Annotated in this window: 14 protein-coding genes and 1 other RNA gene; 12 read left to right on the forward strand and 3 right to left on the reverse strand. The window is 71.0% G+C overall.

Annotation, left to right across the window (positions count from 1 at the left end; genetic code table 11):
- Positions 1 to 51 precede the first annotated feature (51 nt).
- The gene (gene mtnA / locus ACLF3G_RS19815) at positions 52 to 1,140 is read left to right on the forward strand and encodes an S-methyl-5-thioribose-1-phosphate isomerase (protein WP_430671137.1); all 1,089 of its coding nucleotides are present in this window, start codon (positions 52 to 54) and stop codon (positions 1,138 to 1,140) included.
- Between the two features lie 37 nt (positions 1,141 to 1,177).
- Here mtnA and ACLF3G_RS19820 read toward each other — a convergent pair whose 3' ends face one another.
- Positions 1,178 to 1,390, reverse strand: a complete 213-nt coding sequence (locus ACLF3G_RS19820; RefSeq protein WP_430671138.1) for a hypothetical protein — start codon at positions 1,388 to 1,390, stop codon at positions 1,178 to 1,180.
- Positions 1,391 to 1,613: 223 nt separating this feature from the next.
- Here ACLF3G_RS19820 and ACLF3G_RS19825 point away from each other — a divergent pair, with 223 nt between their 5' ends.
- The 3 genes from ACLF3G_RS19825 to ACLF3G_RS19835 are packed head-to-tail and all read left to right on the forward strand — an operon-like array spanning position 1,614 to position 3,818.
- Positions 1,614 to 2,462, forward strand: coding sequence for a transporter substrate-binding domain-containing protein (locus ACLF3G_RS19825; protein WP_430671139.1), 849 nt, complete (start codon positions 1,614 to 1,616; stop codon positions 2,460 to 2,462).
- Between the two features lie 7 nt (positions 2,463 to 2,469).
- Positions 2,470 to 3,150 (forward strand): amino acid ABC transporter permease, encoded by a 681-nt coding sequence (locus ACLF3G_RS19830; protein ID WP_430671140.1) that lies wholly within the window; start codon positions 2,470 to 2,472, stop codon positions 3,148 to 3,150.
- The gene (locus ACLF3G_RS19835; protein ID WP_430671141.1) at positions 3,147 to 3,818 is read left to right on the forward strand and encodes an amino acid ABC transporter permease; all 672 of its coding nucleotides are present in this window, start codon (positions 3,147 to 3,149) and stop codon (positions 3,816 to 3,818) included. The genes ACLF3G_RS19830 and ACLF3G_RS19835 overlap by 4 nt, the downstream gene beginning before the upstream one ends.
- A gap of 57 nt (positions 3,819 to 3,875) precedes the next feature.
- Here the strand turns inward: ACLF3G_RS19835 and ACLF3G_RS19840 are convergent, their stop codons facing one another.
- Together ACLF3G_RS19840 and ACLF3G_RS19845 are read right to left on the reverse strand one after the other, a co-directional pair.
- Positions 3,876 to 6,722: an AsmA family protein gene (locus ACLF3G_RS19840; protein WP_430671142.1), complete on the reverse strand. Its 2,847-nt coding sequence runs from the start codon at positions 6,720 to 6,722 to the stop codon at positions 3,876 to 3,878.
- Positions 6,723 to 6,831: 109 nt separating this feature from the next.
- Complete coding sequence (locus tag ACLF3G_RS19845) at positions 6,832 to 10,440, reverse strand: hydantoinase B/oxoprolinase family protein (RefSeq protein WP_430671143.1); 3,609 nt, start codon at positions 10,438 to 10,440, stop codon at positions 6,832 to 6,834.
- Positions 10,441 to 10,573: 133 nt separating this feature from the next.
- Between ACLF3G_RS19845 and ACLF3G_RS19850 the strand changes: the two genes are divergently transcribed.
- The 8 genes from ACLF3G_RS19850 to ftsL all read left to right on the forward strand — a co-directional run bounded on the left by ACLF3G_RS19850 (position 10,574) and on the right by ftsL (position 16,194).
- Positions 10,574 to 11,092, forward strand: coding sequence for a winged helix DNA-binding protein (locus ACLF3G_RS19850; protein ID WP_430671144.1), 519 nt, complete (start codon positions 10,574 to 10,576; stop codon positions 11,090 to 11,092).
- 73 nt (positions 11,093 to 11,165) lie between these two features.
- A complete protein-coding gene (locus tag ACLF3G_RS19855) occupies positions 11,166 to 11,927 on the forward strand; it encodes a TerB family tellurite resistance protein (protein WP_430671145.1) in 762 nt (253 codons plus the stop codon).
- Positions 11,928 to 11,930: 3 nt separating this feature from the next.
- The gene (locus tag ACLF3G_RS19860; protein WP_430671146.1) at positions 11,931 to 12,599 is read left to right on the forward strand and encodes an N-acetylmuramoyl-L-alanine amidase; all 669 of its coding nucleotides are present in this window, start codon (positions 11,931 to 11,933) and stop codon (positions 12,597 to 12,599) included.
- The gene (locus ACLF3G_RS19865) at positions 12,596 to 13,123 is read left to right on the forward strand and encodes a nucleotidyltransferase family protein (protein WP_430671147.1); all 528 of its coding nucleotides are present in this window, start codon (positions 12,596 to 12,598) and stop codon (positions 13,121 to 13,123) included. The genes ACLF3G_RS19860 and ACLF3G_RS19865 overlap by 4 nt, the downstream gene beginning before the upstream one ends.
- A 35-nt stretch (positions 13,124 to 13,158) precedes the next feature.
- Positions 13,159 to 13,586: RNase P RNA component class A (gene rnpB, locus ACLF3G_RS19870), an RNA gene on the forward strand.
- Between the two features lie 369 nt (positions 13,587 to 13,955).
- A complete protein-coding gene (locus ACLF3G_RS19875) occupies positions 13,956 to 14,420 on the forward strand; it encodes a division/cell wall cluster transcriptional repressor MraZ (protein ID WP_430671148.1) in 465 nt (154 codons plus the stop codon).
- A complete protein-coding gene (gene rsmH, locus ACLF3G_RS19880; RefSeq protein WP_430671149.1) occupies positions 14,417 to 15,367 on the forward strand; it encodes a 16S rRNA (cytosine(1402)-N(4))-methyltransferase RsmH in 951 nt (316 codons plus the stop codon). Before ACLF3G_RS19875 ends, rsmH begins: the two co-directional genes overlap by 4 nt.
- A complete protein-coding gene (gene ftsL, locus ACLF3G_RS19885; protein ID WP_430671150.1) occupies positions 15,364 to 16,194 on the forward strand; it encodes a cell division protein FtsL in 831 nt (276 codons plus the stop codon). Before rsmH ends, ftsL begins: the two co-directional genes overlap by 4 nt.
- The last annotated feature ends 6 nt before the right edge of the window (positions 16,195 to 16,200 follow it).

Here is a 16,200-nt window from a genome sequence, read left to right on the forward strand (position 1 = left end):
CAGCGGTTTCGCGTCGCTACATGCCGTCGCTGGCAGGGTGGGAGCGAGTGCTTGAAGATCGACGGCGTCCCCTATCGCAGCGTCTGGGTCGAACCCTCGGACGGCTGGTCGATCCGCATCTTCGACCAGACCAAGCTGCCCTGGTCGCTCGACATCCTGCGGCTGACTGAGGTCTCGCAGGTGGCGGAGGCGATCCGGTCCATGCAGGTACGAGGTGCGCCGCTGATCGGCGCGGTTGCCGCCTATGGCGTGGCGCTGGCTCTGCGGGCGGATGCCTCGACGGAGAACCTGGACCGCGTGGTGGCGGCTCTGGGCGAGACGCGTCCCACAGCGATCAACCTGCGCTGGGCGCTGGCCCGGATGCGGGCGGCGCTGCACAACCGGGCACCGGCTGACCGGGTCGCCGCCGCCTATGCCGAGGCCGCCGCGATCTGCGACGACGACGCGGAAACCTGCCGCCGCATCGGCGAGCACGGCCTGCCGTTGATCGAGTCCGCGGCGCGCGGAAAATCCCGCGTCAACGTGCTGACGCATTGCAACGCCGGCTGGATTGCGACGGTGGATTGGGGCACGGCGCTGGCGCCGATCTACATGGCGCATGATGCCGGCCTGCCGGTGCATGTCTGGGTGGACGAAACGCGCCCACGCAACCAGGGCGCGGCGCTGACGGCGTGGGAACTCGGCCGGCATGGGGTTGCGCATACCGTCATCGCGGACAATGCCGGCGGCCACCTGATGCAGCATGGCGAGGTGGACCTGGTGATCGTCGGTACCGATCGCGTGACCCGCAACGGCGACGTCGCCAACAAGATCGGCACCTACCTGAAGGCGCTCGCGGCACGCGACAACGGCGTGCCGTTCTGGGTGGCGCTGCCGCATTCGACGCTGGACATGTCGGTGGCCGATGGCGTGGCGGAGATTCCGATCGAGGAGCGCAGCGCGGCGGAGGTCACGGACCTGACCGGCCGCACCGCCGATGGCCGGATCGAGACAATTCGCGTCGCCGCCGAGGGCAGCCCCGCCGCCAACCCGGCATTCGACGTGACCCCGGCGCGGCTGGTGACCGGGCTGATCACCGAGCGTGGCCGCTGCGACGCCAGCGAGGCAGGGCTGCGCGGGCTCTACCCGGACAAGGCCTGAGCCGTTCCTACCTGAACCGGACCTATCTGAGCCGGCCCTACCGGTGGCGCAGTCCGGCCTCGGGCACCCGCGGGCCGGGTTCCAGCAGCCACAGCCCGACCACCAGCGACAGGCCACCGAAGCCGGCGAGACCGGCGGCACCCAGCAGCGGCACCCGGCCGGGCAGAGTCGCATCGCCCATCACCAGGGCCACCGTCAGGATGATGGCGAGAAGTCCAAGACCGACCAGCAGAAGCGCGAAACGGGGCATGGGACTGATCCGGAAGCTGCGATGTTGCATACGGTGTCTACGCAGGGCGCTTGGCCGGGACGCGACCATGAAGCGGCAGGATTTGGGCAAAGCTCCGCTTCACATGACAAATCCTTCATGATCGCATTGCACTGCGGCAAAGCACCCCCGGCGGCGGTTGCGCGGGGTGGGCGGCAGTGGGATCGTCATTGCGGGAGACATCGATAAACCGGGAGACTTCATCATGCGCCGCCTGCTCGCCGCATGCCTGTTCGGCATGGCCTTCACGACATCCGCCCCGATCCCGGCCAGCGCGCAGGCGCCGGGGCCGCTGCGCTGCGCGGTGGACGGCACCTTCGCGCCGCATGCCTTCCCGACGCTCCAGGGCGGCGTGCAGGGCTTCAACATCGACCTGTTCCGCGAGGCGGCGAAGCGCATGGGGCGTGAGCTGACGGTGGACAGCGCCAGCTTCTCCGGCCTGATCCCGGCGATGAATGCCGGGCGCTACGATTTCCTCTGCGCACCGGTGACGGTCACGGCGGAACGCGCCCAGAGCATGCTGTTCACCGAGGGCTACCTCTATACCGCCTTCCAGTTCGGCATCCGCCGCGGCAGCGCGCCAATCGCCTCGACGGACGAACTGCGCGGCAAGGCGATCAGCGTGAACAAGGGCAGCGCCTACGACGCCTGGGCACAGGCCAACGCCGCCGCCATGGGCTTCACGGTGCAGACCTACGACACGCAGACGGATGCGGTGCAGGCGGTGGTGTCCGGCCGCGCCTATGCCAATCTCGGCGGCAACACCGTGGTGCGCTACGCCGCGACCCGCACGCCGCAATTCGTGCCCGACCTGGTGCTGACCAACACCCGCGCGCATTGGTCCGCGCCGCTGCCGATCGGTGCCACCGCGCTTCGCGTGCAGCTGGAGAATGCGCTGGAGTGCATGAAGAAGGACGGCACCATCGCGCGGCTGTCGCAGCAGTGGTTCGGCGTCGCACCTGCGGCGGATGACGCCGAGAACACCGTGTTCCCCGGCACCGGCGTCCCCGGCCTGCCCGGCTACGACGCGACGCCGCGGGAGCCGCGTTGCTGATCGCCTCATGACGGGTTGGGAGGCCTTCGCCTTCAACTTCCTCAACCCCGAGGTCGCGGCGCGCTACGCGCCGATGATCCTGCAGGGGTTGGGGATCACCATCCTGCTGGCGCTGCTGGTCATCGTGGCGGGCCTGCTGCTCGGCCTGGCGCTGGCTGTTGTGCGCGCCTTCGGCATCCGGCCGCTGAACTGGGCCATCATCTTCGTGGTGGACCTGTTCCGCGCGCTGCCGCCGCTGGTCATCATCGTGCTGATCTATTTCGGGCTGCCTGCCGCCGGGCTTTCCATGTCCGGCTTCTGGGCCACCTGGCTGTCGCTGACCCTGGTGTTGATGGCCTTCGCCGAGGAAATCTTCTGGGCCGGCATTTCCGCCGTCTCAGTCGGGCAGTGGGAAGCGGGCCGCGCGCTTGGCCTGCGCTTCCTGCCGACACTCAGGAAGATCGTGCTGCCGCAGGCGGTGCGGATCGCGATTCCGCCGCTGGTCAACCGCACCATCGCCATCACCAAGGGCACGGCGCTGGGCAGCGTCGTGGCGGTCTCCGAGATCCTGGGCGCGGCGCAATCCGGCATGGCGTTTTCCGGCAACCCGACGCCGCTGACGCTGGGGGCGGCGGCCTACCTCGTGCTGTTCCTGCCGGTGGTGGTGGCGGGGCGCTGGGTCGAGACGAAGTTCGCGTGGAAGCGATGAACGACTTCGTCCAGGCCTTCCTCAATGCCGAGATCGCCGTAGCCTCCTCCCACCTGCTGTGGATCGGGCTGGTGCAGACGATGCTGCTGGCACTGATGACGGTACCGCTCGGGATGCTGGCGGGCTTGCTGCTGGCGGTGCTGGGCACGCGGAAGTCGCCGTGGGTGCGCTGGCCGCTGATCGGCTTCATCGATTTCTTCCGCGCCGTGCCGCCGTTGGTGCTGCTGATCTTCCTGTATGCCGCCCTGCCCTTTGGCGGCATCGACCTTGGCGCCTGGGGCGCGGTGGCACTCGGCTTCCTGCTGAACACCGGCGCCTACTACGCCGAGATCCTGCGGGCGGGCATCGAATCGGTGCCGCGCGGGCAGCCGGAAGCGGCGCGCGCGCTGGGGCTGCGGCGCTGGCAGGTGTGGATCTTCGTGGTGCTGCCGCAGGCGGTGCGGAACGTGCTTCCGGACCTGATCAGCAACACGCTGGAGGTGGTGAAGCTGACCTCCATCGCCAGCGTCGTCGCGGTGCCGGAACTGCTGTTCCAGGCGCGCCAGGCGCAAAGTATCACCTACAACGCCACGCCGATCCTGGTCGCGGCGGTGATATACTTCCTGCTGCTGTGGCCCTGCGTCCGGCTGCTGTCGCGGCTGGAGAACCGGCAGCTGGCGCGGCGATAACGCGGCGCTCCCCCCCGCACCCACCCCTTCCCCGTTGAGGGAGAGGGCGTCGCGAGATCAAGGCTGGGCGGCGCGCCATACGGCCCAGGCGGAGGTTTCGGGCAGCGCCCGGGGGGCGTCGGCGGGGCCGGTCAGGCGCAGGCCGAGGTCGGGCGCCTCCGGTACCGCCGGGCGGGCCAGCACAAGCAGGTCCAGCGTCGCGCGGGCCAGGTCGATCTCGCCGGCAAGGGTCGCGGTGGCACCCGCCTCCGTGGCGAGCCGCGCCGTCTCCAGGCGCATCCGGCCGCCGACCAGGGCGGTCTCGCCCTCCAGCCGGTCGAAGGCGGTGGCGCCGGTCAACAAGGCCTCCCGAATGGCGGCCTCGGCACCCAATGCGTCCGGCAAGGCGCTCGCAGTTGCGGCGGCGGCAAGATCGAAGCCGGCCAGCACCCCGTCGCGCAGATCCACTTGCGCCCGCCCGGTCAGGGAGCCGACCAGGGCCGCCGCGGAATGGCCAACGGCCTCCAGCGCGAAGCCCAGGCTGCCGCGGGCAGCGGCGATGTCAATCGGCAGGCCGAACAGCTTCTCCCCGATCGTGGCATCCGCAAGCCGCCCGGCCAGGGAAAGGCGCGGCGGCAGCCCGGCTGGTGCCTCCGCGGTGACGGTCGCCTCGAACTGCCCCCCAGCCAGGCGGCCACGCAGGTTCTCCAGCCGCAGCCGGCCCTCCGCCAGGCGCAGCAGCGCACTTGCCTGTTCGGCGGTGATGCCGGCGACCGGGATGCGGGCAGCCTCCAGCGCCACCTCGGCGTCGAGGTCGGCCAGGTTGCGCAGGCCGATCGGGTCCGTGCTGCGCCAGCCGGGAAAAGGTAGCGGCAGGCTTTCCGCCACGATGCGCCCCGTCAGACGTGGCCGCCCACCGTTGGTGGCGAGCGCCAGGGCACCGCGGGCCCGCAGCGCGGCGGCGACGAGTTCGAAGCTTTCCGCGGCGACGCCTTGCGGGCCGGCGGTGATGCTGGCGATGAGGGAAAAGGACCCCTCCCCCAGCCAGGCGCCGACGTCACGGCTGAAGGCTTCGGACACCAGCCGTGGTGCGCCCGGGTGGCGCAGCGTCAGGCTGGCGGTACCACGCCGCTGTTGCGCATCGGCCGTGCCGGAGGCCTCCAGGCGCAACTCGCCCATCTCGGCGCTGCCGCGCAGCGCCAGCGCCTCCATCGGCCCGCCGCCGGACAGGCGCAGCACCACAGGCAGGTCCGCCAGCGGGGTGCCGTCGGGCCAGATGCCGGGGAACAGCGACGCAAGACCCCGGGCGGAGGAGCCGGTCGCCTCCAGGTTCAGGTCCTGCAAGCGAAGCGCCGGCGCCAGGGCCAGCACGCCGGAGACGGCCAGGTCGACCTCCGCCACGCGCCCAGCCAGGCGCCGCAGCGTCAGCCGCCCGCCCTCCAGCGCGGCATCCAGCGAGGCGCGTTCCATCACCGCATCGCGCAACAGCACGCTGTCCGCCGCCAGGCGCAGGTTGAGGTCGACGGAGCCCAGGCCGCGGCGGGCGCGCTGCAGGTCGAAGCCCTGCGGCAGCCAGCGGGCCAGGTCGAGTTGGTTGATGCTGAGTCCGAGGCCAAGCGCCGGCCGCGCCCCATGCCGCAGAACGCCGGCGCCCGAGAGCTGGATCTCGCCAAGCGTCGCGGCGAATTCCGGCATTGCGGCCTGCGCATCCTCCAGCACCAGGCGCATGCGGCCTTCGCCCTGGCGCAGCAGCGTGGGGTCCAGTTCCTGAACCGGCAGGCCGAGCGTGGTGAGGGTGGTGCGCAGGTCGGGGCCAGCGAAGCGGGCCGACAGTTCCAGCCGGCCACCTGCCGTGGCACCGGATAGCTCCAGCTGCGTCTCGCCCGGCAGCAACAGCGAGACGTCTGACAGCGTCAGCCGGCCTTCTTCGAGGAAGGCGGCGCCGCGCAGGCGACGCAGCAGGATGCCGCGGAAGCTGCTCGCCTCCGCCGACAGGTCGATGGCGATGGGCCAGGGGCGCTGGCCGCCGGCCCGCAGCGCCGCGGCCCAGCCATCCAGGTCCAGCCGGCTGGCGACCAGGGCGATGTCCAGCCGCGGGGCCGGCAGCAGGCGCAGGGCCACCGCGCCACGCGCCGGGCTGCCGGCGATCTCGATGGCGAGTTCGTCGGCGGCGATCAGTTCTGCCGAGGCGCTGAGCCGGCCTGCGGCGCGGAAGGCGCCGGGCGGGCTTGGCAGCAGGGCCGCGAGGTCCGGGCCACTGGCCTCGACCAGGCCCTCGAAGCCAGTGCCGGGGATCAGCACACCGCGGGCATTGCCGAGGATCTCGGGCAGCACCACCGCCATCTCGAAGGTGGCGATGCCGTCCCAGCCTGGGCGGCCAAGCGCGGCGGTGAACCGGGTGGCGCGGCCGTTCCAGGTGAAGGCGCCGGCGATGTCCAGCACCTGGGCGTAGCCGCCGGAACTGAGGCGCGCGGTGACGCCCTGCAGCACCGCCCCGCCGATGCGGACGCGTCCGTCCTCCAGGTTGGCGTCGAGCTGCGTGATCCAGGAGGGCGGGCGCAGGTTGAGCAGGGGGCCGGGCGGCCAGGGCAGGGTCAGGTCTGCGCCGACCAGTGCGATCTCGCGCGGCGAAAGCCGGCCGCCGGCCAGCGCGCCGAGGTCGAGGCGGATGCGGAGCAGGCGCGCGGTGAAGGCGTATTCCTCGCCAGGCAGACCGACCGCGACGCCGCCGACGCGGACCACGGGCTGTGGCAGAAGTTGCAGTTCCACCGGCCCGTCCAGCGTCACCGGCCGGCCGAGCTGTTCGCTGGCGAGTTCGGCCATGCGGCCGCGCCACGGCTCCCAATCGACGAAGCGGGGCCCGATCCAGAGGCCGGCGACCAGCGCGAGCAGCAGCAGGGCGAGCCCGGCGAGAAGGCGCCTCATGGGGGCGCGGTTTCGGTCAGGTCACGGATCGGCCCCCTCACCGAACCCTCGCCCCCACGAGAAGTAGGGAAGAGGGCTTTCGAAGCGAGGTGGTGGGGGACGGCATTCGTCATGCAGCGGGGGGGCTGCCCCAGCCGCCGCCGCCGGGGGTTTCGAGCGCCAGGACGTCACCGGGCAGCAGGGCCGCGCGGTCGCAGCCGGCCATCGGGTCGATATGTCCATCGGCACGTTCCACCCATTGCCGACCCGGCGCGCCGGGCAGCCCGCCATGGAGGCCATGCGGCGGGACGGTGCGGCGGGAGGCGACGATGACGGCTTCCATCGGCGCGAGGAATCGGATGCGCCGGCGGCTGCCATCGCCGCCCGGCCACTGCCCGGCCCCGCCGGAGCCGCGGCGGATGGCGAACTCCTCGAGCCGCACGGGGTAGCGGAGTTCCAGCACTTCAGGATCCGTCATGCGCGTGTTGGTCATATGCGTCTGCACGGCGGAAGTTCCCGCGAATCCGGGACCGGCGCCGGTGCCGCCGCAGACCGTCTCGTAGTATTGGTAAACCGCATCGCCGAACAGCAGGTTGTTCATGGTGGCCTGGGCGGAGGCGCAGGCATCGAGTGCCGCCAGCAGGGCGTTGCAGGTCATCTGGCTGACCTCGGTATTTCCGGCGACGACCGCCGCGCCGGGGCGCGGCGAGAGGAAGGTGCCATCGGGCACGATGATCTCGAGCGGCACAAGACAGCCGTCGTTGAGCGGAATCTCCTCCCCCACCAGGGATCGGAAGCAGTACAGCACCACGGCGCGGCAGACCGCCGCAGGCGCGTTGAAATTGTCCGGGCGCTGCGGGCCGGTACCTGTGAAGTCGATGGTGGCGCTGCGCGCCTCCCGGTTCACGCGGATGGCGACCTTGAGCGGCGTGCCGTCGTCGATCGTGGTCTCGAAGGCGCCGTCGGCGAGGCGGGCCAGCACGCGGCGGACCGATTCCTCGGCGTTGTGCATGACGTGGCGCATGTAGGCGCGCACGGTGTCGAGGCCGTAGTCGGCCACGGCGCGCTGCAATTCCTGCACGCCCTTCTCATTCGCCGCGACCTGCGCGGTGATGTCGGCGACGTTCACATCCGGGCTGCGCGCCGGATACTTCGCGCCCGCCAGCAGCGCGCGGAACTCCGCCTCCCGCATCCGTCCCTCGGCGACCAGCAGGAAATCGTCGATGACGACGCCTTCGTCCTCAAGCGTCGCGGAACCGGGCGGGGTGGAGCCTGGGGTGAGGCCACCAATATCGGCGTGGTGGCCGCGGGAGCCGACGAAGAACAGGATCTCCCGCCCCGCCACATCGAAGACCGGGGTGATGACGGTGATGTCCGGCAGGTGGGTGCCGCCGTTGAACGGGTTGTTCAGCGCCACCACGTCGCCCGGCCGCAGCGTGGCGCCGCGGGAGCGGATGACCGTGCGCACGCTTTCGCCCATGGCGCCGAGATGCACCGGCACATGCGGGGCGTTCGCCACCAGGCGGCCGGTCTCGTCGAAGATGGCGCAGGAGAAGTCGAGGCGTTCCTTGATGTTCACTGACAGCGAGGTGTTCTGCAGCACCGCGCCGGTCTGCTCGGCGATCGACATGAACAGGTTGTTGAACAGCTCCAGCATCACCGGGTCGACGCGGGTGGCGTCGGCGACGCGGGCGGCCTCCCGCTGCGTGGTGCGGCGCAGGATCATGTGGTTGCGCGCGGTGACCTCCGCGGTCCAGCCGGGCTCGATGACGGTCGTGGCGATGGCTTCGCGGATCAGTGCCGGGCCGGGGATGCGGTCGCCGGCGCGCAGCGACCCGCGGTCCAGCACGGGCGTCGCGTGCTCGGTGCCGGCGGTGAAGACAGGGACGGTGGCGAGGCGCGGCGCGGCTTCGCCCTCGGGCCGTGCGGGCAGCGTCGCTTCCTCGACCTGCTCACCGGGAGAGGTGACCTCGACGACGCAGGCCTCGACCACCACCTGGCGTTCGGGCGTGGCGAAGCCGAAGCGGCGGCGGTGGGCGTCGGTGAAGGCCGCCAGCACCTCGGCATGGCTGCCGAAGGCCACCGGCAGGAAGCTGTCGGTGCCGGCATAGCGCAGGTGCAGCCGACGCGCGGCGCGCAGGGCGGGGGCGGCGGCCCCCTGGCGCACCAGTTCGGCCCGGCCGGCCTCGTCCAGCGCGTCGAGGCGGGCGGCGAGATCGCCCATGGAGGCTTCCGTCAGCGGCGCTTCGACGGCGGCCTCGCGGATGGCGCTCTGGTCGGCCAGGCCCATGCCATAGGCCGAAAGCACGCCGGCGAAGGGGTGGATGAACACCGTCTCCATGCCAAGCTCATCCGCCACCAGGCAGGCATGTTGGCCGCCGGCGCCGCCGAAGCACTGCAAGGCATAGCGGGTGACGTCATGGCCCTTCTGGATCGAGACCTGCTTGATGGCGTTCGCCATGTTGGCCACGGCAACGCGGAGAAATCCCTCCGCCACCGCGCGCGGGTCCTGTGGCTGCCCGGTGGCGGCGGCGATCTCCTGCGCAAGCTGCGCGAATTTTTGCCGGACGATGTCGGCATCCAACGGTTGGTCGCCATCCGGGCCAAAGATGGCGGGGAACTGTGCCGGCTGGATCTTGCCGACCATGACATTCGCATCCGTCACCGTCAGCGGCCCGCCGCGGCGGTAGCAGGCCGGGCCGGGCACGGCGCCGGCGGATTCGGGGCCGACGCGGAAGCGGGCGCCGTCGAATTTCAGGATGGAACCTCCGCCGGCGGCCACGGTGTTGATCGCCATCATCGGGGCACGCATCCGCACGCCGGCCACTTGCGTCTCGAAGGCGCGCTCATACTCGCCGGCATACAGCGCCACGTCGGTGCTGGTGCCGCCCATGTCGAAGCCGATGATCCTGCCCAGGCCCGCCATTGCGGCGGTGCGGGCGGCGCCGACGATGCCGCCGGCGGGGCCGGACAGGATGGCGTCCTTGCCCTGGAAGGACCGTGCCTCCGCCAGGCCGCCGGAGGACTGCATGAAGTACAGCTTCACGCCCGGCAACTCGCCCGCCACCTGTTCGACGTAGCGACGCAGGATCGGCGAGAGGTAGGCGTCCACCACCGCGGTATCCGTGCGCGGCACGATGCGCGGCAGCGGCGAAGCCTCGTGGCTCAGGCTGACCTGGGTGAAACCGGCCTCCCGCGCCAGTTCGCCGAGGCGAAGCTCATGCGCCGGATGCGCCCAGGCATGCATGAAGGAGACGGCGACGGCGAGGATGCCCTGGGCGTGCGCGGCGGCCAGTGCCGCGCGCGCGGCCGTCTCGTCCAGCGGCTCGATCTCGGTTCCGTCGACCGCCATGCGGCCGCCGATCTCGGCCACCACCTCCTGCAGCAGTTCGGGCAGCTTCACGTTCAGGTCGAACAGGCGCGGCCGCGCCTGATTGCCGATGCGGCTCATGTCGGCGAAGCCACGGTTGACCAGCAGCAGCACGCGTTCGCCCTTGCGCTCCAGCAGCGCGTTGGTGGCGACGGTGGTGCCCATCTTCACGGCGTCGATGGTGCCGGGCGGGATTGGCGCATCGGGTGCCAGGCCGAGGCAGGCGCGGATCCCGGCGACGGCGGCGTCGCGGTAACGGCCGGGATTCTCGGACAGCAGCTTGCTGGTGGCGAGGCGCCCCTCCGGATCGCGGGCCACGATGTCGGTGAAGGTGCCGCCGCGATCGATCCAGAACTGCCAGCCGCTCATTGCCCTGCCCCTCGGTTACGTCGCTGATCACATTGTGGCCGGGCCGATGCAAGGCCGGGCGGCACGATCGCATTTCATTGACAATTTATCAGCATTTCGTCAATACAGATCGGCATCGACGCAAGGGCGCCCCATGCCAGCCAAAGCAAGCGCGACGCCGGTCGTGTCCTCCGCCCACCTCGCCGCCGGCGCCTCCCCCGGGCTGTCGGAGGTGGAATATGGGCTGATCCTGGCCGGGCACGGCTTCAACCGCTGGATGGTGCGCTGCATGGCCGCCGCCGGTCGGCCCGGCATGTCGGCCACCGAGATCCTCATCCTGCACACGGTGCGCCACCGGGACCGGCCGAAGCGCCTGGCGGATATCCTTCTGGTGCTGGACATCGAGGATACGCACATCGCCAGCTACGCCATCCGCAAGCTGAAGGAAGCCGGGTTGGTCTCAACCGGCCGGGCGGGCAAGGAAAAGCTGGTGACGGCAACGGAGGCCGGCGCCGCGCTGTGCGCCGCCTATGCGGAGGTGCGGGAGCGCCTGCTGGCGCGGCCGCTGCGCGCGGCGGGCCCGGCGGAGGCGCAGCTTTCGCAGGTTGCCGAGCTTCTGCGCGGACTGTCCGGCTTCTACGACCAGGCGGCAAGGGCGGCGGCGACCATTTAGCGCCCGGCGGAGGGCAGCCCTGTAGGCGTGCCGCCGGCCATGCTAGGACCGGGTTGAAACGCGCGAGGCCGGCTTGAGCATCTGGGGCAAACTTCTGGGCGGGGTTGCAGGCTTCGTCACCGGCGGGCCGCTCGGCGCCGTGGTCGGCGCGGCGATGGGCCATGCGGCGGACCAGGGGCCCGGCGGGCGCATCGGGCCTGGCGCAGCCGACATGGCGGCGCTGCTGGGCAACAAGGAAACCCTGTTCGCGATTTCCGTCATCGTGCTGTCGGCCAAGCTCGCCAAGGCGGACGGGCCGGTGCAGCGGACCGAGATCGACGCCTTCAAGGCGATGTTCCGAATCCCGCCGCAGAACCTGCGTGAAGTGGCGCAGATGTTCGACGAGGCGCGGCGGGACACCGGCGGGTGGGAGCCTTTCGCCGACCGGCTCGGCGAGGCCTTCGCCGACAACCGCGCCATGCTGGAGGATGTGCTGGCCGCGCTGTTCTTCATCGCCCGTGCCGATGGCCCGCTGACCAAGGGCGAGTTGCGGATGCTGCAGGGCGTGCATCTGCGATTCGCACTCGATAATGCCGCCTGGGATCGCGCCAAGGGCGGCCAGACCGGCGCGGCGCAGCGCCAGGTGGAGGAGATCGACGCCTACGCCGTGCTCGGCCTGCCGGCTTCGGCAACGGATGAGGAGGTACGGCTCGCCTGGCGCAAGCTGATGCGGGAGAACCACCCGGACGGGCTGGCGGCGCGCGGCGTGCCGGCAGAATTCGTTGACCGTGCGACGCGCAAGGTGGCCGACATCAATGCGGCCTGGGACCGCATCAAGCGGCAGCGCGGACTGTAGGCGTTGCGCATCCGCGACCTGCCGAGCCCGAACCACGACGAACGGCCGCAGCCGGTGGACATGCTGGTGCTGCACTACACCGGCATGCGCAGCGGCGCCGAGGCGATCGCGCGGCTCCGCGATCCGGCCTCCCGCGTCTCCTCGCATTACGTGGTGGAGGAGGATGGGGCTGTATTCCGGCTGGTGGCGGAAGATCGGCGCGCCTGGCATGCCGGCGTCTCCCACTGGCGCGGCGCCTCGCTGCTGAACGGGCGCAGCATCGGCATCGAGATCGTCAACCCCGGCCATGAATTCGGCTATCGTCCCTTCCCCGCACTGCAGATGGCGGCGGTGTGCGACCTGTGCCTCGGGATCATTGCCCGTCACGGGATCGCGGCGCGCAATGTGGTGGCGCATTCCGACATCGCGCCGGATCGCAAGGAGGACCCGGGCGAGCTGTTCGACTGGCAGGGCTTGGCCGCCAACGGAGTCGGCCTGTGGCCGGATGCCGCGGTGCATGGAGCGGGCGGGGATGCGCTGACCCTGCTCGGACGCATCGGCTACCGCACGGATCTGCCCCTGCCCGTGCTGCTGCGCGCCTTCCAGCGGCACTGGTGGCCGGAGTGCGTGGACGGACAGGCCAGTGCCGGCACGCTTGCGCGATTGGCGGCGGTGGCGGCCGCCGTGGGGTGAAGCGGGTCGCCGCGGTGCTGGCGGCGAGTCCCGGCCACATGGATGCGCTGCAGGCACTGGCGCTGGCAGGTCCGCGCGGCGCCTGGATCGGCGCCGGATTCGTGCGCAACGCGGTGTGGGATGCGCTGTCGGGCGTGACGCCGGATGTGACGGTGCTGGCCGACCTCGACGTGGTGCATCTGGACAGGGCGAACGCTGATCCGGTCTTCGAGGCTGCGTTGCGCGCGGTGCGGCCGGCGCTGCCATGGTCCGTCACCAACCAGGCGCGCATGTCCGCCCGGCACGGCCATGCGCCCTACCCCGAACTGGGCGCGGCGCTGGCACGATGGCCGGAGACGGCGACGGCTGTGACGGCGCGGCTTCATGCCGGACGACTCGAGATCCTGGCGCCGCATGGCGTGGTGGATCTGCTGGGCTTCGTGCTGCGCACGCCGCCCGGCGGCGACCGCGCCGCGATGTCCGCGCGCATCGCGGCGAAAGGCTGGCGCGAACGTTGGCCAAGATTAAGGCTGTTCGGCAATTGACCGCGCGGCCCGGACAGCCGATGTGGGGCGCGGTGCCGGGTGGCTGGGCGACCGCTGGTGCCGCAAGGTACTGGAGGAAAGTCCGGGCTCCACGGGAATACGGTGCCGGCTAACGGCCGGCGGGGGTCAAACCCCAGGGAAAGTGCCACAGAAAGCAAACCGCCTCGGCGTGTTGCCCGCAAGGGAGGCACCTCGCGGCAAGGGTGAAAGGGTGCGGTAAGAGCGCACCGCGCGCCCGGCAACGGGGGCGGCACGGCAAACCCCACCGGGAGCAAGGCCGAATAGGGGCTGCCAGCTTGATCCGGCATTCTGGCGCAAGCCGGGCTCCGGATGGACGCAGGGGCATTTCCGCCCCGCAGCCCGGGTTGGCCGCGTGAAGCCTGCGGCGACGCAGGCTCCAGAGGAATGGTCGCCCACCATCTTCGGATGGGGACAGAACCCGGCTTACAGGCCACCCGGCACCACTCGTTACCTATGCGATTCAGGCACTGAACGCGCCGCGAAAAGAACAAATCAAGAATTATCAGCACAACGCACGGGTCATGTCTGGAATCTTCATGTGAAGATCAGGCTGGTTCGTTAATTGCTTGGAAAAGCTCGGCTTTGCGCGAACCGGGCCGCGGCGGCAGCCCGAAATTAGCTTGCTCGCCCCCTAATTCCCAGGTATTCCCATCTTATCCCATCTGGAGCCCGGCTTGGGGGCATTCTGGGGCTTCAGGACGGGGTGGTCGGGCGGGCTGGCGAGGTCGGGGGGCCTTGTCGGCCCGCTGAAACAAGGGGGCGCGACCTCGTGTCGCGAGGGGAGCAGCAGCATAGCGCGATGACCCAATTCGTGGGCACGCATTTCGGGAAGCTGGACCGCAAGGGCCGCATTTCCGTGCCCGCGCAGTTCCGTGCCGAACTGGAGTCCGCCGCGACCAGTCATCTCGTCTTCCGTACCTCCCACCAGCATCCCTGCATCGAAGCGCGGTCGCGCCCGGTCTTCCAGCACATCATCGAATCCATCCAGGGCCTGCCACATTTTTCGGAGGAGCGTGAAGTGCTGGAAGCCACGCTCATCTCCGGCAGCGAGATGCTCCGCATCGACGGCGACGGCCGGCTGATCCTTCCGCCTGACATGATCTCGGAAGTCGAGCTGGGAGACCAGGTGGCGTTCCTCGGCAAGGGCGACCGCTTCGAGATCTGGAACGAGGACGCCGCACGCGCCCACGTCGCCGAGGCCAAGCAGAAGATGCGCGAAAAGCGCCTGACCGTTGCTGCATCGGTACTCCCCACGACTCCGCGAGGCGTGTCATGACGGGCCACATTCCCGTGATGCTGGAGGAAGTGCTGGCAACTCTGCGGCCCCGCGACGGCGCCATCTACCTGGACGCGACCTTTGGAGGTGGCGGCTACGCCGACGCGATCCTCTCCGCCGCCGCCTGTACCCTCTGGGCGCTGGACCGCGATCCGGATGCGATCGCGCGTGGCGCGGCGCTGGCGGCGAAGCATTCCGGGCGGCTGCACCTGCTGCATGCGCGATTCGGAGACATGCTGGACAGCCTGGCGGCACGCGGCGTCACGACGCTGGACGGCGTGGTGATGGATCTCGGCGTGTCGTCGTTCCAGATCGACGAATCGGAGCGCGGATTCTCCTTCCGCCATGACGGGCCGCTCGACATGCGGATGGACCGCGCCGGGCCATCGGCCGCGGATCTGGCGAACACGCTGCCGGAACGCGAATTGACCTCGATCCTGTCCGATCTGGGGGAGGAGCGGCATGCGCGCCGCGTCGCCCGCGCCATCCTGCGGGAGCGTGCCGAGGCGCCGATCACGACCACGGCACGGCTGGCGGAGATCGTGCGCGGGTCGGTGCCGCGCGACCCTTCTGGCATCGATGGCGCAACGCGGTCCTTCCAGGCGCTGCGCATCGCAGTGAACGACGAACTCGGCGAAATCGAGCGCGGGCTTGCCGCGGCACAGTCGCTGCTGGCGCCGGGCGGACGGCTGGTCGTGGTGTCCTTCCATTCGCTGGAGGACCGCATCGTCAAGCGCGCCATGGTGGGTGCCGCCGGCCGCGCCGGCACCGCGTCCCGCCACGATCCGGCGGCGCTGATGCCGGCGCCGGCGCCGGAGTTCGATCTGCTGACCTACCGTGCCCTGCGGCCCAGCGCCGCGGAGGCTGCCAGCAATCCACGTTCCCGGTCCGCGCGCCTGCGCGGCCTGGAACGCCGCGCGACGTCGAGACAGGGAATGCCGACATGATCCGGCCCTTCACCATCCTCTGCTTCTGCGCCTTCGCCGGGGCGGGCGCCTGGCTGTACCAGGTGAAGCACCAGGTCGCGACGCAGGACCGTGAACTGCGCGGCATCTGGCGGGAGATCGAGCAGGCACGCGACCGTACCTCGATCCTGCGCGCCGAATGGGCGCTGCTGAACGAGCCGGACCGCCTGCGCCAGGTGGTGCAGCGGCACCTGCCGCTGGAGCCGATGCAGCCGCAGCAGTTCACCCGCCTGCCGGAGATGGAGCGGCGCCTGCCGGCCGCGGTCGCCTTCGCAGGCGCGCCGAACCTGTTCGTGCCGGAGACGCCCGCCGGCGCGCCCATCATGATGGCTTCGACCCAGGCGCCTGCCCCGCAGGCCACGGCGCCGGAGCCGGCACCCGCCGCCGCGCGTCGCCCGGCGCCAGCCGCCCCGGTGCAGGCTGTGGCCGAGGCGTCGCGCAACGACAGCCTGAGGGCGGCCGAGGCGCCGGCGCCGCAGGTGCTGGCAGCCGCCGTCGCCGTGCAGCGCGCGACGCGCGCGGCGCAGCCTGCTCCAGCACCACGCGCCGCCGCTCCGGTGCGCGAGGTGCCGGCGCGCCAGGCTCCGACGCGGGAGGTCCAGCCGGCCGTGCATGTCACGCCCGTCCGCCCGGCCGCGCCGCCGATCCGCACCACCCAGGCGGCTCCGACAGCGCCGACCTATGTCTCCGCGCTCGGCGGGGCGTCCTCCCTCGGGCTCGGCCGGCCGATGATGGCGCCGCCGGTGCCGTTCTCCTCCGCCGCCGCCGCGACGCTCGACAGCGGCCTCGCCCCGCCGCGCGGCCGGTAGGCCCGG

The organism is Falsiroseomonas sp. HC035 (genome assembly GCF_050563525.1).
Classification (GTDB): Bacteria; Pseudomonadota; Alphaproteobacteria; order Acetobacterales; family Acetobacteraceae; genus Falsiroseomonas.